The following is an 18831-nucleotide window of genomic DNA, read 5'->3' as shown; positions in this document are numbered from 1 at the left end:
CCCACGAGACACCCGGAGGAGGCGGCTCCGGCCACACACTCCGGGGCAGGGCTCTGACGGACACTGCTGGGCACGGCTCCGACGTGTTGCTCCGAGGCCGGTCCCGCGAGGCGCTCGGAGGGCGAGGCTCCCGTCAGACACTTCGGGGCGGGACTCCGGCGTGACCTGCTGGGCAGGGCCCGGGGCCAGCACGCTCTCGACGCGAGGCTCCGACGCGACACCGCGGGGCGAGGCTCCGGCGGGACGCTGCGGGGCGGTCCCGCATGACGCCCGGAGGGCGCGGCTCCTGTCGCACACTTCGGCTCAGGACTCCGGCGTGCCCTGCGAGGGCAGAGCCCCAGGGGCAGCACGCTCTCGACGCGACACCGCGGACAAGGCCCCGGCGGGACGCTCCGGGGCCGGTCCCGCGAGACGCCCGGCGGGCGGTGCGGCGCAGGGCTCCGACGGACACTGCGGGGCAGAGCGCCGGGCGCCGCACGCTCTCGGCGCGAGGTTCCGGGGCCCCGGACCGCTATCGCTTGGCCAGCGTGGCCCGGGGCGACACCCCAAGGGGCCGCGATTCCCCAGCGCCCCCCGGGGCGGCCGGTTCATCGGTGACCTGGGCGCTTCCTTCCTCGGTTATCGGGCCCCGGAGCCCCGACGAGCCCTTTCGCGGTGTCACTCCCCCGCGGGCCCCGCCCCCTGCGGGCCCTCCCATCTGCGACGCTCGCGGACCGCCGCCCACGGGCCCATCAGATGCCCGCCGCCCCCGCCCCCGAGCCCTCCCCGGTGCTGTCCGCGCTGTCCGCCGGGGCCGTTCCGGGGCGACCGACCGGCGGGTATGCCGCCGGGATACCATCGCTGTCGCCATGCAGACGAATCCCACACCTCCCCCGTACAGCAGCCTGGTCGCGGTCGGCGACTCCTTCACCGAGGGCATGTCGGACCTGCTGCCCGACGGCTCCTACCGGGGCTGGGCCGATGTGCTCGCCACGCGGATGGCCGCCCGCACTCCCGGGTTCCGGTACGCCAATCTCGCCGTGCGCGGAAAGCTGATCGGCCAGATCGTCGACGAGCAGGTGGCGGTTGCCGCGGCCATGAACGCCGACGTGATCACCCTGGTCGGCGGTCTCAACGACACCCTGCGCCCCAAGTGCGACATGGGCCGGGTCCGTGCCCTGCTCACCGAGGCCGTGGAGCGGCTCGCGCCCTCCTGCAAGCAGCTGGTGCTGATGCGCAGCCCTGGCCGCCAGGGCCCGGTGCTGGAGCGCTTCCGGCCGCGCATGGAAGAGCTGTTCGCCTGCGTGGACGAGCTGGCCGCCCGGCACGGTGCCCTCGTGGTCGACCTGTACGGGGCGCCCGCGCTGTCCGACCCGCGGTCGTGGGACGTGGACCGGCTGCATCTCACGGCGGACGGGCACCGCAGGGTCGCCGAGGCGGTGTGGCAGACGCTCGGATACGAGCCGGAGGACGCCGAGTGGCGGGTGCCCCCGCCCGCGACGCTCCCGCCGGGCTGGATGACACGGCGGGTCGCGGACGCGCGGTTCGCCCGGGAGTACCTGCTGCCCTGGATAGGCCGGCGGCTGACGGGCCGCTCCTCCGGCGACGGCCGCCCGCCGAAGCGGCCGGAGCTGCTGCCGTACGAGGGGCAGGCGTAGCGTTCCCGGCATGAGCACGCGCGTGATCAACGTCAGGGGCCGGATCCACGAGTTCGGCCCCCGGCTCGAGCACGCGCCCGCGGACGTCGTGTACGTCGGCCGCCGCTGGACGATGGGCGGCTGGGACCTGCCCCGGCACCCGCTGTACAACCCGTTCGCCTACGACACACCGAAGAAGAAGCGGGACGGCACCCGCGCGGAGGTGATGGCGATGTACCGGGCCCGTCTCCTGGAGCACCCGGAGCTGCTGGACCTGATCCCCGGGCTGCGCGGGAAGACACTGGCGTGCTGGTGCGCACCCGAACCGTGCCACGCGGACGTGCTGGCCGAGCTGGCCGAAACCGCCCAGCGGCCCGGACGGACCGGGTGACCCGCGTCTCGTAGCTTCCGCCGAACACCCCCATGGCGCTGGCCTGCACAAACCGCCAGTAGAATCTGGACACGTGACTCCTGCGCCCGCCAAGCCCCGCATCCCCAACGTCCTCGCCGGACGCTACGCCTCCGCCGAGCTCGCCACGCTCTGGTCGCCCGAGCAGAAGGTGAAACTGGAGCGGCAGCTCTGGCTCGCCGTGCTGCGGGCCCAGAAGGACCTCGGCATCGAGGTGCCGGACGAGGCGATCGCCGACTACGAGCGCGTCCTCGACACCGTCGACCTGGCCTCGATCGCCGAGCGCGAGAAGGTCACCCGGCACGACGTGAAGGCGCGGATCGAGGAGTTCAACGCCCTCGCCGGCCACGAGCACGTGCACAAGGGCATGACCTCCCGTGACCTCACGGAGAACGTCGAGCAGCTGCAGATCCGGCTCTCGCTCGAGCTGATGCGCGACCGTACGGTGGCCGTGCTGGCGCGTCTGGGCAAGCTCGCGGGCGAGTACGCCGAGCTGGTCATGGCCGGCCGCTCGCACAACGTGGCCGCGCAGGCCACCACCCTCGGCAAGCGTTTCGCCACGGCCGCCGACGAGCTGCTCGTCGCCCACGGCCGGCTGGAGGAGCTGCTCGGCCGGTATCCGCTGCGCGGCATCAAGGGCCCGGTCGGCACCGCGCAGGACATGCTGGACCTGCTGGGCGGGGACGCGGCCAAGCTCGCCGAGCTGGAGCACCGGATCGCGGGGCACCTCGGCTTCGCCCAGGCGTTCACCTCGGTCGGCCAGGTCTACCCGCGCTCGCTGGACTACGAGGTCGTCACCGCGCTGGTGCAGCTGGCGGCGGCGCCCTCCTCGCTGGCCAAGACGATCCGGCTGATGGCCGGGCACGAGCTGGTCACCGAGGGCTTCAAGCCCGGCCAGGTCGGCTCCTCCGCGATGCCGCACAAGATGAACACCCGCTCCTGCGAGCGCGTCAACGGCCTGATGGTCATCCTGCGCGGCTACGCCTCGATGACCGGCGAGCTGGCCGGCGACCAGTGGAACGAGGGTGACGTGTCCTGCTCGGTGGTGCGCCGGGTCGCGCTGCCGGACGCGTTCTTCGCACTCGACGGCCTGCTGGAGACCTTCCTGACCGTCCTCGACGAGTTCGGCGCCTTCCCCGCCGTCATCGCCCGTGAGCTGGACCGCTACCTGCCGTTCCTGGCGACCACCAAGGTACTCATGGGCGCCGTGCGGGCCGGGGTCGGCCGCGAGGTCGCGCACGAGGCGATCAAGGAGAACGCCGTGGCCACCGCGCTCGCCATGCGCGAGCAGGGTGCCGAGCGCAACGATCTGCTGGACAAGCTCGCCGACGACGAGCGGCTGCCGCTCGACCGCGAGCGGCTGGCCGCGCTGATGGCCGACAAGCTCTCCTTCACCGGTGCCGCCGCCGCCCAGGTCGGTGTGGTCGTCGGCCGGATCGAGGAGATCGTCAAGCAGCGCCCGGAGGCCGCCGGCTACACCCCCGGAGCGATCCTCTGACCCGCACCCCGCGCTTCACCAAGGCGGAACTGGAGGCCGCCCGCGACCGCCTCGTCCCGGACGTGGCCGCGGACGGCCTCCAAGTGCTCTTCTGCGGCATCAACCCGGGGTTGATGACCGCCGCGACCGGCCACCACTTCGCGCGCCCCGGCAACCGGTTCTGGCCGGTGCTGCACCTGTCCGGCTTCACCCCCCGGCTGCTGAAGCCGGCCGAGCAGGGTGAGCTGCTGTCGTACGGGCTCGGCATCACCAATGTGGTGGCGCGGGCGACCGCGCGGGCGGACGAGCTGACCGCCGAGGAGTACGTCGAGGGCGGGCGGCTGCTGACGGCGAAGGTGACGCGGCTGCGGCCGGGGTGGCTGGCGGTGGTCGGCGTGACCGCGCATCGCGCGGCCTTCGGTGACCGCGCGGCGCGGGTCGGCCCGCAGGAGCGGATGATCGGGGAGAGCCGGGTGTGGGTGCTGCCCAACCCCAGCGGGCTGAACGCGCACTGGACGGCGGCCACGATGGCGGAGGAGTTCGCCCGGCTGCGGGCGGCGGCGGGGGCGGACGGTCACGGCGGGTCCGTCTCCGTCACTATCCCGAGCAGCTGAAACGGCAGTTCCCTGTCCCACTGGGAGACGCCGAGGGCGACCCAGCGGCCCGCTTCGGGCACCCGCCACAGCTGGACGTCCGGAACGTGGTCGCTGAGCCCGGACCAGGGCTGGTCGATGTCCTCGCCCCCCATGGCCCGTTCGAGCACGCTGTAGAGGCTGAAGTGCCGGGGCCCGCCCCAGCGCTCGCCGAGCCGCTCCGCGAGACCGTCCCGGTCCGCCTCGTACTGCGCCTCCGTCTCCTCGCGCTCGCTGCCGTCGCCCTCCCAGAAGTCCTCGCTGGTCTGCAAGGCGGCTATGTGATAGCCGGGCCCGCTCTCGCCGTGCTCCGTCCTGCCGTGCGCCGCCGGGAACTCCCGGGCGCACAGCAGGTCGATGAGGGCCAGGCACTTCGCGATGTCCATGAGATCCAGTAAAGCGGGCACCACTGACAATTGGCGGCCTGTCAGGCGTCCCTGCGCCGAAGGCTCCACGCGCCGGCGAACAGGGCCGCGGCGGCCCACAGCGCGGTCACCGCGAGCCCGCTCCACGGGCCGAGCATGCCGTCCCCGTGGCTGTGCAGGGCCACTTGGCCGGCCCGGTCGGGCAGGAAGTCGGCGACGCCACCGGACAGGTCGCCGACGACGAAGGACACGATCAGCAGGAACGGGATCAGCACGGAGAGCGTCACGATCCCGCTGCGCAGCACGGCCGCGAGCCCGGCGGCGAACAGGGCCATCAGGGTCAGGTGCAGGCCGCAGCCCACTGCGGCGCGCACCCCCTCGGACCAGCCCGGGGCCGAGCCGCCGAGCACCGCCCGGCCCACCAGGAGGGTGACGAAGCCGGTGAGCAGGCCGACGGCCAGCACCGGCAGCGCGATCGCCGTCGCCTTCACGGCGAACCAGCGGCCCCGGTCCGGCACCGCCGACAGCGTCAGCCGCAGCGCGCCGCCCCGGAACTCGCAGGAGACGGCCGCCGTGCCGAAGGCGATCGCGGCGACCTGCCCGAAGCTGATGCCGAAGAACACCGAGAACAGCGGGTCGGTGTCACCGCCGTCGGCGTCGGCCGAGGCGAGCGCGGAGAACGCGGCGGTGGCGACGAGGATCGCGGCGAGGGCGCCCAGCAGGGAGCGCAGCGTACGGATCTTGATCCACTCGGCGTGGAGCACGGGGGCGAACGACATGGTCAGACCTCCTGGGGCAGTGCGGTGAACTCGGCCTCGGCCGCCGTCAGATCGAGATAGGCCTCCTCAAGGGTGGCCTCGCCCGCGGCGAGTTCCAGGACCGGGACGCCCTCCTTGGACATCAGCCGGCCGAGGTCGTCCACGCGCGCGTGGCGGACGGTCCAGGTGCCGTCCGCGTCCTGTGAGGCGTCGTGTCCGTGCCGGGCGAGGAGGTCGGCGAGGGCGGCGGAGTCGGTGGTGCGGACGCGGACGTGCGGCCGTACGCGCGCCTGGATGAACTCCCGCACCGGAGTGTCGGCGAGCAGCCGGCCCCGGCCGAGGATCAGCAGGTGGTCGGCGAAGACGGCGGTCTCGCCCATCAGATGGCTGGAGACCAGGACCGTACGCCCCTCGGCGGCGAGCCGGCGCAGCAGGCTGCGGATCCACACGATGCCCTCGGGGTCGAGGCCGTTGGCGGGCTCGTCGAGCAGGACGACCTCGGGGTCGCCGAGCAGGGCGGCGGCGATACCGAGCCGCTGGCGCATGCCGAGGGAGTACGTGCGCACCCGGCGCCGCGCCACCGGGGCGAGGCCGGTCTCCTCCAGGACCGCGTCGGCCCGGCGGGCCGGGATGCGGTTGCTCGCGGCGAGGGCCAGCAGATGGTCGCGCGCGGTGCGGGAGCCGTGCGCTGCGCGTGCGTCGAGCAGGGCCCCGACGTGGCGCAGCGGTTCACGCAGGCCGGCGTAGGCCCGGCCGCCGATCAGGGCGGTGCCCGAGGTGGGCCGGTCGAGGCCGAGGACGAGGCGCATGGTGGTGGACTTGCCGGCGCCGTTCGGGCCGAGGAAGCCGGTGACGCGGCCGGGGCGGACGCTGAAGGTGAGCCCGTCCACGGCCCGCCGGCCGCCGTACTCCTTGGTGAGGTCTCGTACGTCGATGCTGGTCATGGCAACAGCCTGGCCGGGTGGCGGAGTTGGGGCCTCCCCCGCCGGTGGAGACCGTCTCCCCCGTGCGGGGGAGGTCCGTTGTCGGTGCCGCCTGCGACGATGGCGTCATGGTCCGCCTTCTGCGCCCGCTGCTGCGGGGGACGACGTACACGCGCCTGCTGCATCTGTGGGTGCCGATGCTGGTGGTCAGCGTCTGGCTCTTCGTCGCGCCGTCGGCCCCGTGGGTGCCCGCGCTGTTCCTCGTCCCGCTGGGTCTCGTGCCCGCGGTGCGGATGGGCGAGGGCGTGCAGGCACGGCTGCTGCTCACCCCCGGCGAGGTGGAGCCGGGCATCGCCGAGACGCCGTCGGCGACATGGCGGGACCGGCTGCGCACGGTGCTCTGGCTCGAACTGCGGATGCTCCTCGGCGGGGCGGCGGTGTTCGCCACGGTGTGGCTGCCCGTCGTCGGCTACGAACTGGCCCGGTGCGCCTGGGGCCACGCGCCGTCCGGGGTGCCGCTGCTGGACCGGCTGCCCCCGCACCGCGCCTGGGCCCTGCTGACGCCGCTCCCGCTGCTCGCCCTGTACGGCGTGGTCGTCGGGCTCGGTGCGCTGGTCACCGCCGGGGCGCGGCGGCTGCTCGGGCCGTCGGCCGCCGAGCGGCTGGCCGCGCTGGAGGAGCGCACCGAACAGCTGCTGGAACGCACACGGATCGCGCGCGAGTTGCACGATTCGATCGGGCACGCCCTGACCGTGGCGGTGGTGCAGGCGGGTGCGGCGCGGGCGGCGGGCGATCCGGAGTTCACCGACCGGGCGCTGGGGGCCATCGAGGAGACCGGCCGGGCCGCCCTCGCGGACCTGGACCGGGTGCTGGGCGTCCTGCGGGAGGCCGAGCGGCCGGCGGGCGCGCGGCCCACGCTGGCCGAGGCGGGCCGGCTGCTGGAATCGGCCCGGGCGTCCGGGGCGAAGGTCGACGCCGAGGTGACGGGCCCGGTCGAGGCCGTGCCGGGCCCTGTGTCCCGCGAGGGGTATCGCATCCTCCAGGAGGCGCTCACCAATGTGCTGCGGCATGCGGGAGCGGTGCCGGTGCGGGTCCGGGTGGCGGTCGCCGGCGGCACCGTCGCCCTGGAGGTCCGCAATCCGCTGCCGGGACCGATACCCGGCGCCGGGCGGGGCAGCGGCCTGCGGGGCATACGGGAGCGGGCGGCGCTGCTCGGCGGCACCGCCCTGACCGGTCCGGACGAGGGCGACTGGCAGGTGCGCGCGGAGCTGCCGCTGGGCTGATCTAGGCTGGCCGGATGCCGGTCACCGTACTCCTCGTCGACGACGAACCCCTGGTCCGCACGGGGCTGCGGGCCGTGCTCGAGTCCCAGCCCGACATCGAGGTGGTGGGCGAGGCGGCCGACGGCGCCGCGGTCATCCCGCTGGTCCGGCGGCTGCGGCCCGACGTGGTCGCCATGGACGTACGGATGCCCCTGATGGACGGCATCGAGGCCACGCGCGCGGTGCTGCGGACGGTGGCCGAGCCGCCGAAGATCCTCGTGGTGACCACTTTCGAGGACGACGAGTACGTGTACGAGGCGCTGCGCGCGGGCGCCGACGGGTTCCTGCTGAAACGGGCGCGGCCCGCCGAGATCGTGCACGCGGTGCGGCTGGTCGCGGAGGGCGAGTCACTGCTGTTCCCGGCCTCCGTACGCCGTCTGGCCGCACGGTACGGCGACGGCGGCCGGCCGGCGCGGGCCACGCTGGAGCGGGCCCGGCTGACGGAGCGGGAGGCGGAGGTGCTGCGGCTGATCGCGCGCGGGCTGTCGAACGCGGAGATCGCCGCCCGGCTGGTCGTGGGCGTGGAGACGGTGAAGTCGCATGTGAGCGCCGTACTGGCCAAGATCGGCGCGCGCGACCGGACCCAGGCGGTGATCGCGGCCTATGAGTCGGGGTTCGTGGAGCCCCGCTGACGGACGGGGGACGAGAGGCATATGGCCGCGCTGACCGAGGACGGGCAGGTTCCTGCGGCCTCCCTGACCTACAACGGGCAGGTCCGTGCGAGCCTCCCTGACCGACGACGGGCAGGTCCGTGCGAGCCTCCCTGACCGACGACGGGCCGGGGTCGTCAGGCCGGGTTGGCCGACGGTGGCCGGCCTGGCCGGAACACGACCGGCGGGCCCGGCACTCGCCGGGGTGCGCCGGCGCCGAGTACGATCCGGCCAACACGCCCGCGAGCTGGGAGGACGGACGGTGGGGCAGCTGACCGGCGGCGATCCCTCGCTGCTGCGAAGGATCAATTCCGCGGTGGTGCTGCACGCACTGCGGGCCACGGACTGCGCGACGCTCACCGAGATCACCCGTGTCACCGGACTGTCCCGGCCGACGGTCGAGGGCGTCGTGGAGGGGCTCATCGACGGCGGGCTCGTGGTGGAGGCGGCGGCCGACGACGGCGGCACCCGCCGGCAGGGACGGCCCGCCCGGCGGTTCCGGTTCCGGGCCGAGGCGGGGCATCTGCTGGGCCTGGAGATCGGGCCGCACCGGGTCGCCGCGCTCCTGTCCGATCTGGACGGGCGGGTGCTGGGCGCGCAGGCCAAGGAGGTCGGTGTGACGGCCTCGGCGGACGAGCGGCTCGACCGGCTGCGCGGCGCGGTCGCCGAGCTGCTGCGCCGGGCCGGGGTCGCGCGCGGTTCGCTGCGGGCGGTGGGCGTGGGCACGCCGGGCATCGTGGCGGCGGACGGCACGGTGCGGCTGAGTACGGCGCTGCCGCAGTGGACGGGGCTGAACCTGGGCGAGCGGCTGAGCCGATCCTTCAGCTGTCCGGTGCTGGTGGAGAACGACGCCAACGCGGCGGCGCTCGCCGAGCACTGGAAGGGGTCGGCGACCGGGACGGACGACGTGGTGTTCGTGCTGGCCGGGCTGAGCCCGGGGGCCGGTTCGCTGATCGGCGGGCGGCTGCACCGGGGCTACGGCGGGGCGGCCGGGGAGATCGGCGCGCTGCATCTGCTGGGCCGCGAGGCGACGCCTGAGGCGCTGCTGTCCACCACCGACGAGCCGTTGCACCCGCTGGACGAGCAGGCGGTCGCCGAGGTGTTCGCGCTGGCGCGCAAGGGCGACCAGCGGGCCCGTGCGGCCGTCGAGCGGTTCATCCAGCGGCTCGTGCACGATGTGGCCGCGCTGGTGCTGGCGTTGGATCCGCAACTCGTCGTGGTGGGGGGCTGGGCGGCGGGCCTGGACGGCGTCCTGGAGCCGCTGCGCCGCGAACTGGCCCGATATTGCCTGCGTCCGCCCCAGGTGACGCTGTCGCTGCTCGGTGAGGCGGCGGTGGCCACGGGGGCGCTGCGGCTTGCGCTGGACCATGTCGAGGAGCAGTTGTTCGCGGTCACGCGGAGCTGAGCCGGGGCGGGGGTGGTCGGGTGCGGCGCCGTGGTGGCTGGCCGCGCGGTCCCCGCGCCCCGGAGGGGGCGTCACTGCCGTCATGCCGGTGCGGCGCCGTCGTGGCCGGTCGCGCGGTTCCCCGCGCCCCTGGAGGTGGGTGACTGTCGACGGGCAGGCGCGGCGCTGTCACGACTCACCGCGTAGTTCCCCGCGCCCCTGAGGGGGCGTCACTGCCGTCGTGCTCCTGGACGCGGGGGGGGGCTGGGTGGGTCAGGACGCCTGCTGCTGCGGGTCGTGGTGTATCTCCACGCCCGCCGATTCACCGAAGGTCAGCCGGCAGGTGTCGGCACGGTAGGTCGCCACGGAGAGCGCGGCGGTGCGGCCCCGGACGAGGAAGCGGGTGGTGACGACCAGGACGGGCGAGCCGGGGAGCCGGTCGAGTTCCCTGGCGTCCTCCGCGCGCGCGGAGCCCAGTTCGACGGCGCGCTCCTCCCCCTCCAGGGGCAGGTGCTGCAGTTCCCGCAGCACCGCACGCGCGCGTGCCGCGCCGGACGGGGCGTCGATCGCGGTCAGGCCGGGCACCGAAGCCGCCGGGATGTAGAGCAGTTCGGTGGCGACCTGCTGGCCGTGGGACATGCGGGAGCGACGGACGGCGTGCACGAGCTCGCCGGTGCCGGTCTCCAGGGCCGCGGCGACGGCGGCGGGCGGCGCCGCCTGGGCGCTGTCGACGGGCTGCCAGACGTCTCCGGCGGCGCCGGGCCAGGCATGCTCCTCCGTACCGACGGCCACGCCCACGCGCGGGGGCGCGACGGTCGTGCCGACCCCGCGGCGGCGCTGCAGCCTGCCTTCCAGCTCCAGCTGTTCGAGGGCCTGGCGGAGCGTGGCACGGGCCACGCCGAAGCGGGCTGCGAGGTCACGCTCGTTGGGCAGGATCTCGCCGACCGAGAACTCGGAGTCCAGTGCCTCGGTGAGCACGGTCTTGAGATGCCAGTACTTCGGTTCCGGCACCGATTCCAGCTGCGTGGTCCCCACCCTGTCCTCCGCAAGAGCCGTGGTCCGGCGGTTTTTAGCGCCCTTGTTTATTAAAGGTTGTTTCACTTATCTGCGACGATAGGGCGGCCGCCACCCTTGGTCAAGACCAATCCTCGACCCCTTGGGGAAAGCACGGGCGAGCCGCCGCGGAGCGTTCATGAGGCGTTCGTACGCGGCGCCCCGTGTGACATCCCGGCAAAGCCCCTGTCGCACGGCAGGGCCCCCGCCGTACGACGGGGGCCCTGCCGGAGGCGGCTCAGTGGCCGACGAGGTGCCGGAGCTTGTCCGGGTTGCGGTGGATGTACACCGCCGTGACGCGGCCGTCGGCGATGTCCAGCTGGAACAGGCTGTCCGGCTTCTCGCCGGACAGGACCAGCACGGCGGGGCCGCCGTTGACCTCCAGCGCACGGAACGACAGGTCCGTCGGGGCCTTGCGCAGGGCGCCGAAGAGGAAGCGGCCGACCTTGTCGGCGGTGTGCAGGACGCGCACCGGCGCCTTGGCCCTGCCCCCGCTGTCGCCGACCAGCCGCACGTGGGGGGCGAGCAGCGACATCAGCCCCGCCAGGTCGCCCCCGCCGGCGGCGGCGAGGAAGCGCTCGGTGAGGTCCCGGCGCCGGGCGGGGTCGACGTCGTACCGGGGGCGCCGTTCGGCGACATGACGGCGGGCCCGCCCGGCGAGTTGCCGTACCGCCGGCTCGCCCCGGTCGAGCAGCGCGGCGATCTCGGCGTACGGGTACCCGAACGCCTCCCTGAGCACGAACACCGCGCGCTCCAGGGGGGACAGCGACTCCAGGACGACCAGGACCGCCAAGGAGACCGTGTCGGCGAGCACGGCGCGCTCCGCGGAGTCCGGGACGGTGTCGGCGGCCTCGGTGAGGTACGGCTCGGGCAGCCACGGCCCGGTGTACGCCTCGCCGCGCGCCTGCACCTGGCGCAGGCGGTCGATGGCCAGCCGGGTGGTGACGCGCACCAGGTAGGCGCGCGGTTCACGGATGTCCGTACGGTCGGCCCGGTACCAGCGCAGCCAGGCGTCCTGGACCACGTCCTCGGCGTCCGCGACCCGGCCGAGCATGCGGTAGGCGACTCCCGTGAGCAGGCGCCGGTGTTCCTCGAAGACGTCCGTGGCGAGGTCTGCGGTCACGGCTCCATCCCATCCGACACGTCTTGCCCGTGTCCACCTGATTGCCGGTCTCCGATGTGCGTCCGACTGTGGCCACCCCAAGGGGCTACCCGTCGGTAGTAATTGCTGACAAGCTGTCTACGACGTCCGTCAGCAGCCAGACGAGGAGCACCCCATGTCCGCCACCGTCTCCTTCAAGGTCCCCGCCCCGCACGGCCCGAGGGACGTGACCGTCTCCTACGCGCGCGTGGGCCGCGGCGAACCGCTGGTCCTGCTGCACGGCATCGGCCACCACCGGCAGGCCTGGGACCCGGTCGTGGACATCCTGGCCACCGAGCGCGAGGTGATCGCCGTCGACCTGCCGGGCTTCGGCGCGTCCCCGGGGCTGCCGGAGGGCCTGGCCTACGACCTGCCCGGCACCAACGCCGTGCTCGGCGCCCTGTTCGAGGCGCTGGAGCTGGACCGCCCGCACATCGCCGGCAACTCGCTGGGCGGTCTGCTCGCGCTGGAGCTCGGCCGGGAGAAGCTCGTACGGTCGGTCACCGCCTTCTCCCCCGCCGGCTTCTGGACCGAGGCCGAGCGGCGGTACGCCTTCACGGTGCTGCTCGCGATGCGGGGCATCGCCCAGCGCCTGCCGCTGCCGCTGGTGCGGCGGCTGTCCCGGACGGCGGCCGGCCGTGCCGCGCTGACCAGCACCATCTACGCGCACCCCGGGCGCCGTGCGCCGGAGGCGGTGGTCGCCGAGACGCTCGCGCTCGTGGCCGCCACCGGCTTCGAGGCGACCCTGCGGGCGGGCGCCACCGTACGGTTCACCGACAATCTGCCGGGCCTGCCGGTCACGGTGGCCTGGGGCAGCCGCGACCGGCTGCTCGTGCGCCGCCAGGGCGTGCGCGCCAAGCAGCTCATCCCGCACGCCCGGCTGGTCCGGCTGCCCGGCTGCGGCCACTGCCCGATGAGCGACGACCCGGCGCTGGTCGCGCGGGTCATCCTGGACGGCAGCCGCGAGCGCAGCTGACCTCACGTCAGCCCGGGCGGGCGGACGCACCGCGGGTTGTTCACTTGTGGTTCGCGTCCCCGCCGCAGCGCGGCAGTAGGTGTGGCTGTGCACACCGGCCGGATCCCGTACGGCCGTCCCGTCCCTGGAGGCGCAGCCATGTCACACCGTCCGCTCCCCGGCCGCCGCAGCGTACTGCGCGGCTCCCTCGCCGCTTCGGCGGCCCTGACCCTGCCCGTCGGCCTCGGCGCGGCCCCGGCGTTCGCCCGCTCGGGGCGCCCGCGAGCGGGCTGGGGCGTGCAGACCGGTGACGTGACCGCGGACTCCGGTCTGGTGTGGGTGCGTTCGGACCGGCCGGCCCGGATGATCGTGGAGACCTCGGCCACCGAGTCGTTCCGCGACCCGCGTCGCTGGCACGGCCCGCTGCTGGGCTCCGGCACGGACTTCACCGGCACCACCCGGCTGCACGGCCTGCCGTCCGGCGAGCAGATCCACTACCGTGTCCTGCTCGCCGACCCTGACGACCCGCGCCGCACCGGCGAGCCCGTGACCGGCACCTTCCGTACGGCCTCCCGGCGCCGCCGGGACGGCGTGCGCTTCCTGTGGTCGGGCGACCTGGCCGGCCAGGGCTGGGGCATCAACCCCGACCTCGGCGGCTACCGCATCTACGAGGCCATGGGGCGGCTGGACCCGGACTTCTTCCTGTGCAGCGGCGACAACATATACGCCGACGGCCCCATCACCGCCACCCAGGCGCTGCCAGACGGCAGCACCTGGCGGAACGTCACCACCGAGGAGAAGGCGAAGGTCGCCGAGACGCTCGCCGAGTACCGGGGCAACTTCCGGTACAACCTGCTCGACGCGAACCTGCGGAAGTTCAACGCCCAGGTGCCCTCGGTCGTCCAGTGGGACGACCACGAGGTGCGCAACAACTGGTACCCGGGCGAGGTGATCGCCTCCACCGACGCCCGCTACACCGAGAAGAGCGTCGACGTGCTGGCGGCGCGCGCCAAGCGGGCGTTCAGCGAGTACTTCCCGCTCTCCTCGCTGCGCTCCGGCGCCGAGGAGGGCCGGGTCTACCGCGTGCTGCGCCAGGGCCCGCTGCTCGACGTGTTCGTCCTGGACATGCGGACCTACCGCAACGCCAACTCGGCCGACGACCAGACCGTCGACCCGCAGGGCATCCTCGGCCGGGAGCAGCTGGAGTGGCTCAAGCGCGAGCTGTCCCGCTCGCGCGCGGTGTGGAAGGTGATCGCCGCCGACATGCCGCTCGGGCTCGTCGTACCGGACCCGATGGAGGAGAAGCCGAACTTCGAGGCGGTGGCCCAGGGCGACCCGGGCGCCCCGCTCGGCCGTGAGCTGCAGATCGCCGAGCTGCTGCGGTTCATCAAGCACCGGCGGATCACCGGCACGCTGTGGCTGACGGCGGACGTGCACCACACCTCCGCCCAGCACTACCAGCCCTCCCGGGCCGCGTTCACCGACTTCGAGCCGTTCTGGGAGTTCGTCTCCGGGCCGCTGAACGCCGGGGCGTTCCCGGCCAGCGCGCTGGACGGCACCTTCGGTCCGGAGCGGGTGTTCGTGAAGGCGCCGACCGCGTCGAACGTCTCGCCCGCCGGCGGCTACCAGTTCTTCGGCGAGGTCGACATCGACGGCGACAGCGGCGAGCTGACGGTACGGCTGCGCGAGCAGGACGGCACCGTGCTGTTCACGCGGACGCTGCGGCCCGGCCTGGTCGGTCAGTAGGCGGCACGCGCGGAGCCGCCGGGTCCCGTACGTCCTTGGCCGTCCCGCGCCCCCTCCCGTCCGTGCCGCGTCCGCTCCCGGCCGTGACGCGTCCCGGCGCCAGTTGCCGGGCGCGGCACGGCCGCCACCCGCCAACCGCGAACCCGCCTCCCCGCCTCCCCCCTCCCCGGCAGGCGTTTTCGCAGGTCAGGCGGATTGTCAGTGGCCGCCTCTACGGTTTTTCCATGACGCGATCTCTGCAGGCCGTGGCCTATCGCCGACCCTCCGCACTCGAGTCCTCGCCGGACGGGAGCCGGCTCGGTCTTGAAACCTCCCGGGGTGCGACGCCCACGGGTGTCGAGGATCATCCGCGGTTCTTCACGGGCTTCCTGACTTCGCCTCAGGTCGCCGCGGCGGGGCTGCTGGCCGTGGCCGACGTGGCGGCGGCGCGCTACTACCAGCCGCAGCTGCGCGCCTCGCTCGACCCGGTGGTGACGGGCAACGGCGACCGGCTGCGCTTCGAGTCCTTCTCCGGCTGCGGCGGGGTGTACGCCCGGCTGGACGTGCTCACCCCGGGCCTTGACGGCGGCGAGGTGGGGCACGGCACGACGAATGTCGACGTCAACAACCCGCTGCGCGAGGCCCTCTCCCGGCTCGGCACGGACGATCCGCTCCATCTGCGGGTCGGCCCGGACGAGCTGGCGGTCACGACGCTGGACGGCCCGGTCGTGGAGAAGAAGGTCCCGCTGCCCGACCGGTGGCTGCGCGGCTTCGCCGAGGCCCAGGTGACCGCCGCCGGCTTCGATCTGCGGGCGGAGCTGCCGGCCGACGAGGCCGTGCGGTTCCTGCGCGGCCTGCCGAGGGCCGGCGGCGGCCGGCGGGCCGCGGGCGGACCGCGCTGGGTGGTGCCGGCGGGCCGGGGGCTGCGGCCGACGACGCGGGCGGTGCCGGGTGCCGTCTGCCTGCCGGGTCCCGAGCGGCTGGCGGCACTGCAGCGGGTGCTGCGGCACGCGACGGCGCTCCGGGTCTACGGCCCTCCCATCGGCGCCGCCGCCGCGACGGCCGCCGCCTGGGAGGTCGTCCTGCCCGGGATGCGGCTCACGCTCACCCTCTCCCCCGACGCCGCGCGCGGCTTCTCGGGCGAGGGCGGCGTGCTGGAAGCGCTCGCCACGGAGGAGGCCGCCGAGGACGCCGAGCTGATCGCGGTGCTGCTGGCCTGGGAACCCCGCGTCGAGGTGGCCGGCCTCGCGGCGGCCTCGGGCCTGACGCCCGAGCGGGTGCGCGCCGCGCTGGTCCGGCTCGGCACCTCGGGCCGCGTCGGCTACGACACGGCGGAAGCCGCCTACTTCCACCGCGAGCTGCCCTACGACGCCGAGCGCGTCGAGCGGCACAACCCGCGGCTGCGCTCGGCCCGGGCACTGGTCGCGGCGGGCGCGGTGCGCCTGGACGGCACGCTGGCGACGGTGACCGCCGAGGACGGGCATGTGCACCGGGTGCGGGACGAGACGGGGGTGCTCAGCTGCAGCTGCCTGTGGTGGGCGCAGTACCGGGGCGGGCGCGGCCCGTGCAAGCACGCGCTGGCGGTGCGGATGGTGCGGCGGGGCGCCGCGGCGGGACAGGACACGGCGATCGACGGGGGTGTGCGATGACCGCACTGATGGACGCGGTACGGGGCGGGCGCACGGCGGACACGCTGCTGCTGGTGACGGGGATGACGGCAGCGGAACGGCGCGCGTGCCTGGGCGAGCTGAAGGAGCTGCGCAAGGAGCTGCGGGGCGTCCCGATCTGGGAGAGCCGGGCGGAGCGGGTCCTCAAGGCGCTGCACCTGGCCGGAGCCGCCTGTCACACGGGGGCCGCTGCGGCCGCCGCCTGGCTCGCGGCGAGCGATCTGCGCTGGACCCAGGCGCCCCCGGACACGCTCCTGCGGGCGCTGGAGTCCCGGGACACGGGCTGGCAGGCCGATGTCGCGCACCGGCTGGCGGGCCGCCCCGTCTCCGCGCGCGTGCCGTACGGCCTGATGGCGGGTCTGGTCAACCGGTCGGGGTGCGCGGCGCCGGTGACGGACGCCTTTGTGATCGGCTGGGTCCGGCACATCAGCGGCCGTAGCCAGCGCCGTGACGACATCATCGCGCTGCTGCGCCGTGAGCCTCACCTGGCACCGCTGGTCGGCGGACTGTTCGCCGTCACGGATCTCAGCGAGGTCCGCTGGGTGCTCGACGAGGGACCGGGCTGGTGGCCCGGCGCGCTGGCGGCACTGGCCCGGGAGGGTCTCCTGGACCGGGCCTTCCTGGTCGACGCCTGCGTCGCCCGGCTGCTGCGCGGTGGCGGCCCCACCGACCACCGCACCTTCCTGCCGTTCCTCACCGCGTTCGCACTCACCCGGGAGGAGGAGCGGGCGCGGATCCCGGACTGGACCGCGCTGGCCCGCGACGCGGCCTCCCCCGTCGCCGCCCACGCGCAGACGGTGCTGTCCGCCCTGGCGCTGGACGGCGAGCTGACGACGCGGCAGCTGGCCGAGGTCTCCGAGGCGCTGCTGTTCCGCCGGGAGAAGAAGCTGGTGCGGACCCAGTTGGTCCTGCTCGGCAAGGTGCTCCGCCGTGAGCCCGCCACGTCGGCCGCGTTGCTGCCGGTGGTGGCCCAGGCGTTCGGGCACGAGGACACCCAGGTGCAGGAGCGGGCGCTGAAGCTCGTGGAACGGCACGCGCAGGGACTCGGCTCCCCGGAGGTGCGGAACGAACTGACCGCAGCCATCGACCAGTTGGTTCCGGCGCTGCGCGCCCGGGCCGCGACGGCGCTGGGTGTCACCGCGGCCGGTTCCGAGGACGCGTTCGAGGAGGTCCTGCCGCCGGCCCCGGAGCCCGTACGGCTGCGGTCCGCTCCGGCGTCGCCGGAGGAACTGACCGAGGAACTGGGTGCGCTGCTGGCCTCCGACGGCGACGTGGCCGCGTTCGAGCGGGCGCTGGACGGTCTGGTGCGCCACGCGTACCGGGATCCCGGCGCGCTGCGCGAGGCGCTCCTACCGGTGACCGCCAACCGCTGGTGGCAGCACGGTCCCCAGCAGTGGCCCCGCACGGACGACATGTTCGGCACCACCCGCTACGGCACCCTCGACGCCAAGGACGGCCTCGATCTGCTCCTCGCGACGCTGCACGACAAGGTGACCACGGCCACGCTCGACGCGGGGGTGCGGCAGGGGCCGAAGGAACACGAGTGCGCGCACAGCGGGCTCGCCCGGGTCTTCGACTCCCGGCTCCGCGAGGTGGCCCACCGGCTGCGCACGGACCCGCTGCCGCTGCTGCTGGCCACGCCCACCTGGCACACGGGCCTGCTGGAGCCCGCGGAACTGGTGGACCGGCTCGCCGAGTACCGGCGCCTGGACGCCCGGGTCGGCGCCGCCGACTTCGCCCAGGCCCTGCTGCGCGTGCGCCGGGACGACCGTGCGGCGGCGCAGGAGGCGGCCGCGCGGGCGAAGGCGCTCGGCACCCGGGAAGGCGGACGGCTCGCCCACTGGCTGACCGGCGGCGACCCCGCCCCGGGCAGAGGGCTCGCCCACTGGCTGCGCACCGGCGGCGCCGCTCCGGACCCGGCGCGGCGCCGGACCAAGGGGGTCCGGATCCTCGTGGAGCTGGGTGAGATCCCGGAGCTGCAGGCGGGCTTCCCGCAGGAGTTCCGCCGGCTCGGCCGGCCGCTGTCCGTCTTCACCGACCGCTGGCACTGCTCCCACTGGAACCAGGCGATACGCCCGCACTGGGCCGCCGTGCTCCCGGAGCGGCGGGAGCTGGTCGCGGCCCGGATGCTGCCCGACCTGGCCGCGACGGCCGTCGACGACGACCGCGGTGCCGCCGTGCTTCCGCTGCTCGCCGAGGCGCACGGCGAGGCGGGCGAGGCCGTCCACCTGTGTGTGGCGTACGGACTCGGTGCGCGGCACCAGGAGGACCGGCTCGCCGCCGTGGACGCCCTGCTGGTGCTGGCCGCCCGAGGGCAGCTCGAAGCGGGGCGGCTGGGCACGGATCTGGGTGAGCTGGTGGGACGGGGTGCGGTGAAGCCGCAGCGGCTGGCCGAGTCGGCACGGACGGCGGCGGCCACCGGAGCCCATGCGACGATGTGGGAGACGCTCCGGCACGCCCTGCCCGTTCCGCTGGCCGGTCTCGCGACGGCCCGCCCGGAGGCGGCGGCCGTGGCGGCGCGGGGTCTCGGGGAGCTGCTGGCCGTCGCGGCGGAGTGTGCCGAGCGGTCCGGGGCACGGGGAGACGTACCGCATCTCGCGGCGACGGCGGCGCGGGCCGGTTCCTCCCGTCTGGTCACCCAGGCGCGGCGGCTGCGGGACGCCCTGGCCGGGGATGCGGCCGCCTGAGCCGGACCGGGACGCCCGCACCCGCTCACCCGCTCACTCCCTCGCCCGCTCATAGCTCACAGTGGAA

General features: G+C 74.6%; 16 protein-coding genes. 11 read left to right on the top strand and 5 right to left on the bottom strand.

The genetic code is table 11. The annotated features are described in order from the left end of the window. The first annotated feature begins 848 nt into the window (after positions 1–848). The 4 genes from ACF073_RS34050 to mug all read left to right on the top strand — a co-directional run bounded on the left by ACF073_RS34050 (position 849) and on the right by mug (position 4116). Complete coding sequence (locus ACF073_RS34050; protein ID WP_392075323.1) at positions 849–1637, top strand: SGNH/GDSL hydrolase family protein; 789 nt, start codon at positions 849–851, stop codon at positions 1635–1637. A 10-nt stretch (positions 1638–1647) separates the two neighbouring features. Then, positions 1648–2007, top strand: a complete 360-nt coding sequence (locus tag ACF073_RS34045; protein ID WP_392075322.1) for a DUF4326 domain-containing protein — start codon at positions 1648–1650, stop codon at positions 2005–2007. Between the two features lie 73 nt (positions 2008–2080). Further along, a complete protein-coding gene (purB, locus tag ACF073_RS34040; protein WP_392075321.1) occupies positions 2081–3523 on the top strand; it encodes an adenylosuccinate lyase in 1443 nt (480 codons plus the stop codon). A 62-nt stretch (positions 3524–3585) separates the two neighbouring features. Further along, complete coding sequence (mug, locus tag ACF073_RS34035) at positions 3586–4116, top strand: G/U mismatch-specific DNA glycosylase (protein ID WP_392075320.1); 531 nt, start codon at positions 3586–3588, stop codon at positions 4114–4116. Here the strand turns inward: mug and ACF073_RS34030 are convergent. From ACF073_RS34030 to ACF073_RS34020, 3 genes are read right to left on the bottom strand one after another with little or no spacing between them, the layout of a single operon-like run. Next, entirely contained in the window at positions 4077–4520 is a 444-nt protein-coding gene (locus ACF073_RS34030; protein WP_392075319.1) for a hypothetical protein, read from the bottom strand. The genes mug and ACF073_RS34030 overlap by 40 nt on opposite strands. A 41-nt stretch (positions 4521–4561) precedes the next feature. Continuing rightward, positions 4562–5278 (bottom strand): ABC transporter permease, encoded by a 717-nt coding sequence (locus tag ACF073_RS34025; RefSeq protein WP_392075318.1) that lies wholly within the window; start codon positions 5276–5278, stop codon positions 4562–4564. Positions 5279–5280: 2 nt separating this feature from the next. Further along, entirely contained in the window at positions 5281–6201 is a 921-nt protein-coding gene (locus ACF073_RS34020; protein ID WP_392075317.1) for an ATP-binding cassette domain-containing protein, read from the bottom strand. A 107-nt stretch (positions 6202–6308) separates the two neighbouring features. Between ACF073_RS34020 and ACF073_RS34015 the strand changes: the two genes are divergently transcribed. From ACF073_RS34015 to ACF073_RS34005, 3 genes are all read left to right on the top strand, one after another. After that, positions 6309–7463 (top strand): sensor histidine kinase, encoded by a 1155-nt coding sequence (locus ACF073_RS34015; protein ID WP_392075316.1) that lies wholly within the window; start codon positions 6309–6311, stop codon positions 7461–7463. Positions 7464–7477: 14 nt separating this feature from the next. Beyond that, positions 7478–8134, top strand: a complete 657-nt coding sequence (locus ACF073_RS34010) for a response regulator (RefSeq protein WP_392075315.1) — start codon at positions 7478–7480, stop codon at positions 8132–8134. 280 nt (positions 8135–8414) lie between these two features. Beyond that, positions 8415–9557 (top strand): ROK family transcriptional regulator, encoded by a 1143-nt coding sequence (locus ACF073_RS34005; protein ID WP_392075314.1) that lies wholly within the window; start codon positions 8415–8417, stop codon positions 9555–9557. Positions 9558–9809: 252 nt separating this feature from the next. On the opposite strand, the gene ACF073_RS34000 is transcribed toward ACF073_RS34005, so the two are convergent. Together ACF073_RS34000 and sigJ are read right to left on the bottom strand one after the other, a co-directional pair. Then, positions 9810–10571, bottom strand: a complete 762-nt coding sequence (locus tag ACF073_RS34000) for a GntR family transcriptional regulator (RefSeq protein ID WP_392075313.1) — start codon at positions 10569–10571, stop codon at positions 9810–9812. Positions 10572–10827: 256 nt separating this feature from the next. Next, positions 10828–11712 carry an RNA polymerase sigma factor SigJ gene (sigJ, locus tag ACF073_RS33995; protein WP_392075312.1) on the bottom strand — a complete coding sequence of 295 codons (885 nt, stop codon included), beginning with the start codon at positions 11710–11712 and terminating at the stop codon, positions 10828–10830. Between the two features lie 154 nt (positions 11713–11866). Between sigJ and ACF073_RS33990 the strand changes: the two genes are divergently transcribed. The 4 genes from ACF073_RS33990 (at position 11867) to ACF073_RS33975 (ending at position 18764) form a co-directional block, all read left to right on the top strand. Then, positions 11867–12706: an alpha/beta fold hydrolase gene (locus tag ACF073_RS33990; protein WP_392075311.1), complete on the top strand. Its 840-nt coding sequence runs from the start codon at positions 11867–11869 to the stop codon at positions 12704–12706. Positions 12707–12844: 138 nt separating this feature from the next. Further along, complete coding sequence (locus ACF073_RS33985) at positions 12845–14431, top strand: alkaline phosphatase D family protein (protein ID WP_392075310.1); 1587 nt, start codon at positions 12845–12847, stop codon at positions 14429–14431. A gap of 224 nt (positions 14432–14655) precedes the next feature. Further along, entirely contained in the window at positions 14656–16059 is a 1404-nt protein-coding gene (locus ACF073_RS33980) for an SWIM zinc finger family protein (protein ID WP_392075309.1), read from the top strand. After that, on the top strand, positions 16056–18764 hold the full coding sequence (locus ACF073_RS33975; RefSeq protein ID WP_392075308.1) for a DUF6493 family protein: 2709 nt from the start codon (positions 16056–16058) through the stop codon (positions 18762–18764). Before ACF073_RS33980 ends, ACF073_RS33975 begins: the two co-directional genes overlap by 4 nt. The last annotated feature ends 67 nt before the right edge of the window (positions 18765–18831 follow it).

Origin of the sequence: Streptomyces sp. NPDC015171, assembly GCF_043079545.1 — a bacterium.
Classification (GTDB): domain Bacteria; phylum Actinomycetota; class Actinomycetes; order Streptomycetales; family Streptomycetaceae; genus Streptomyces.
The sequence above is the reverse complement of the archived record's forward strand: the minus strand, read 5'-3'. Positions and strand labels throughout refer to the sequence as shown.